We start from the raw sequence: 3,845 nt of genomic DNA, 5'->3' as shown, positions 1-3,845 counted from the left end.
GGTGTGTGGAATGGGATTAATCCCAGTTGAATCATTCTAAATTACATGCAAAACTGCCTGATATTTAAGCGAATGAAGGAAATAGTTGCTAACTTTAATAGTCACCTTTTAGGTATTTGGCCTATACGAAAATGAAAGCAATGAAGCAGTCTATCAATTTTAAATTAAATGGGAAATCCGTAACTGTGGATGTTCAGGGCGATGAATCACTTTTGACGGTCATTCGAACTTATCTCGATCAAACAGGAACAAAATATGGCTGTGGAATAGGGGAGTGCGGTGCTTGTACGGTATTGCTGGATAATGAAGCTGTACGGTCTTGTATGATACTTGCAGAAGACCTTGACGGCACCGATATTTTCACTATAGAAGGGCTAGCCGGTAACGGCGAATTGCATCCTTTGCAAAAGGCATTTATTGCCCATGATGCTTTGCAGTGCGGGTATTGTACTTCAGGAATGATTATGAATGCCTTCGGTCTTCTAAAGAAAAATCCCGCACCTACAAGAAAAGAGATCATTGATGGTATGGATGCGAATTTATGTCGTTGTGGGGCTTATAACCGTATTGTAGATGCCATTCAAACGGCCTCTAAAGAAATCGATAAAAAGGTGAAATTATGAAACGAGATTCTAATAAGAACGACCCATTTTTTAATGATATATACGAAGCTCCGGTTTATGATCGACGCCAGTTTATTAAGAATCTGGGCAGTGGAATTATAGTGACTTTTTGTTTGGGCGATATAGCATTGTTGAACGCAAGTTCCTCGTCTTTGGTTGAAGATTTGAATTTCAATGCCTATTTGCGTGTCAAGGAAAATGGTAGGGTAGCCTGTTATACCGGCAAAATCGAAATGGGTCAGGGAATCATAACCTCTTTGGCACAAGTTTTGGCGGAAGAACTGGAAGTTTCTATTTATGAAGTGGATATGGTGATGGGCGATACCGAACTGTGTCCTTATGATAGGGGAACATGGGGTTCACTTACTACGCGATTTACAGATCCTGTGATTAGGGCCGCTGCTGCTGAAGCAAGGGAAGTACTTCTTGGATTGGCTGGGGAAAAATTAGGAGTCCCCAAAGAATTGCTCGCAGTAAAGGAGGGTGTGGTCTACGCAAAGAATGATCCATCCAAAAAAGTGACCTATGCCGAATTAACAAAAGGCCAAAAGATTGTAAAGAGTTTAAAAGATAAACCCGAAATAAAAAAATCAAAAGATTTCAAAATAATAGGCAAGCCTATTTTAAGCTTGGATGCCGAGGCAAAAGTGACCGGAAAGGCTAAGTATACGGCGGACATTAAATTACCTGGAATGGTCTATGCCAAGGTAGTCAGACCCGAGGTTTTTGGATCTGAAAAATTAAGTGTGGACGCCTCCGGATTATCAAAGTTCCAAGGGGTGGAGGTTGTTGAAATAGATAATTTGGTCGCTGTGGTACATGAAGATCCCGAAGTGGCGAATAAGGCGATGAAAAGCATAGAAGTTATCTGGAAATCCCCTGAATTGAACGTCAATGAAGACACCATTTTCGCCTATCTTGAGGAGCAGATTAAAGAATCCGAGGTATTTGAAGAAGGAGGGATTTTAAAAAGTGGCCGAAGCAATTCAAAAGAATTTATCGAAGCCAAATATCTGGATGGGTACAAGGCACATGCCTGTATCGAAACGCATGCCGCGACCTGCTATTTTGAAGGGGATAAACTCACCATGTGGGTATCTACCCAATCACCCTTTGGTACAAGAAGTCAGGTTGCCAAGGAATTGAATATGCCGGAGGATAAAGTACATGTGAAACAAATTTTTCTAGGGGGTGGCTTTGGAGGAAAATCGTTTAACAGTCAGGCCATAGAGGCCGCGTTAATCGCTAGGAAGGTCAGGAAACCCGTCCAATTGGCTTTTAGTAGGAAAGAAGAATTTCTCTACGACAGATTTAGGACGGCCGCAGTGGTAAATGTGGGTGCAGGGATCGATACCAAAGGGAAATTAACCGCCTGGGATTTTGATATCTATTGTGCAGGAACACGAGGAACAAATCTTTTTTACGATATTCCGAACCATCGAACACGTATGTTCAACAAAGGTGATGTTCATCCTTTTGGTACGGGCGCATGGAGGGCTCCGGGAAATAATACGACCACTTTTGCGCGGGAATCGCACATAGATGTGATGGCACATGCCGCCGGAATAGATCCTTTTGAATTCCGGATGACTAACCTGAAAGATCAAAACATGGTCGCAACCTTGCAGTTGGCCGCCGATACTTTTGGTTGGACAAGAAAGAAAAAATCAGGGCATGGCTATGGCATTGCGCTGGGTCAGGATGCAGGGACATTGGTTGCCCTAATCTCAGAAGTGGAAGTAAATAAACAAACCGGAGCCGTAAATATAATTAGGGTAGTTTGTTCCCAGGATATGGGTCAGGTCGTTAATCCACATGGAGCCATGCTACAAACAGAAGGATGCATAACCATGGGAATTGGTTATGCTTTATATGAAGAAATAGTTTTTGATGGGGGAAATATGAAAACGAATAATTTTAATGATTATGAATTTACCCGTTTTTCAAAAACGCCGGAAATCACTTGTGTTTTTCTAAATAAAATGGATGCAAAGCCCCAAGGTGGAGGGGAACCTGCCATTATCTGTGTAGGAGCTTCGATTGCCAATGCGGTTTTTGATGCTTGCGGTGCACGTGTGAACAGAATGCCGATCACACCTAAAAGGGTTTTGGCAGGCATAAGCTAGTTGATTTTAAGTATAAAATTTTAAAAGATTAACAACCGGTTACTTAAATATATTTGAAACTCTATAAAATAGTACGAAAAGACGCTTTTGGCTATTAGTTGTAAAATGTTCTATCATCCGCCAGTAGGGGATGTGTTGTCTCGTGCCCGCCCTCCCTCCGCGTACCACAGAACATTTTAGCGGAGGCATAAGCTTTTTCTGCTTAGGCGAATAGGAGGGAGGTCATTGTCTGCCTACTGCAGCCTTGGCGTAGGCAGGAGTGTGGAATGGAAATCAATAAGATCAATAGTTACTTTAATTATAACATAGCTAAATAATTGCCGCTAACCTACTGGCTTGGTTTATAGCGCGTTTCGCATCCAATTCGGCGGCAATATCCGCACCTCCGACTACATGCACTTTTATACCTTGCGCTTCCAAGGGGGCCAATAATTCCTTACATGGCAATTGACCTGCACAGATTATTATAGTATCTACGGCCAACACTTTTTGGACAGAATCTTGAACGTAATGCAAGCCTTCATCATCGATTTTTGTGTACTGCACCTGGTTGATAAACTGTACTTTTTTCTTTTTCAAAGTAGAACGATGAATCCAACCCGTAGTTTTGCCTAATTTCCCACCAAATTTACCCTTGCTACGTTTGAACATGAAAATTTCCCTTGGGGATGGGTGAACCTCTACCGTTACCCCTTCAATTCCACTTCGAGCCTTCATGGTTTTATCAATTCCCCATTCTTTTAGCCAAGCGTCAATATGTAATGAGGTGCTTTCACCTTCGTGTGCGAGATACTCCGACACATCAAAACCAATACCGCCTGCACCAATAACGGCAACACGTTTGCCAACAGGCATCTTCAACTTTAAAACATCAATATAGTTTAAGACTTTAGGATGATCGATTCCTTCGATATTTGGGGTTCTTGGTTTTATTCCCGTCGCCAAGATCACCTCCTCAAAATCCCCCTTTATTAGATCTTCGGCCTGTACTCGCGTGTTTAATTTTACAGTTACATGATGTAATTCCAATTGCTTATTGAAATAACGAATGGTTTCATAAAATTCTTCTTTCCCTGGAATTTGCTTCGCCATGTTG

Annotated in this window: 3 protein-coding genes; 2 read left to right on the top strand and 1 reads right to left on the bottom strand. The window is 41.9% G+C overall.

The window, feature by feature from the left end; all coding sequences use genetic code 11:
* Positions 1-140 precede the first annotated feature (140 nt).
* Positions 141-623: a (2Fe-2S)-binding protein gene (locus WBM98_RS17415; protein WP_424367292.1), complete on the top strand. Its 483-nt coding sequence runs from the start codon at positions 141-143 to the stop codon at positions 621-623.
* Complete coding sequence (locus WBM98_RS17410) at positions 620-2,749, top strand: molybdopterin cofactor-binding domain-containing protein (RefSeq protein WP_424367291.1); 2,130 nt, start codon at positions 620-622, stop codon at positions 2,747-2,749. Before WBM98_RS17415 ends, WBM98_RS17410 begins: the two co-directional genes overlap by 4 nt.
* A 309-nt stretch (positions 2,750-3,058) precedes the next feature.
* Here the strand turns inward: WBM98_RS17410 and WBM98_RS17405 are convergent.
* Positions 3,059-3,845: FAD-dependent oxidoreductase (locus tag WBM98_RS17405; RefSeq protein ID WP_424367290.1), on the bottom strand; the 787-nt coding region annotated here is incomplete at its 5' end.

Source organism: Maribacter sp. (assembly GCF_049667165.1).
Lineage (GTDB): Bacteria > Bacteroidota > Bacteroidia > Flavobacteriales > Flavobacteriaceae > Maribacter_A.
This window is presented reverse-complemented; position numbering and strand designations above follow the sequence as displayed.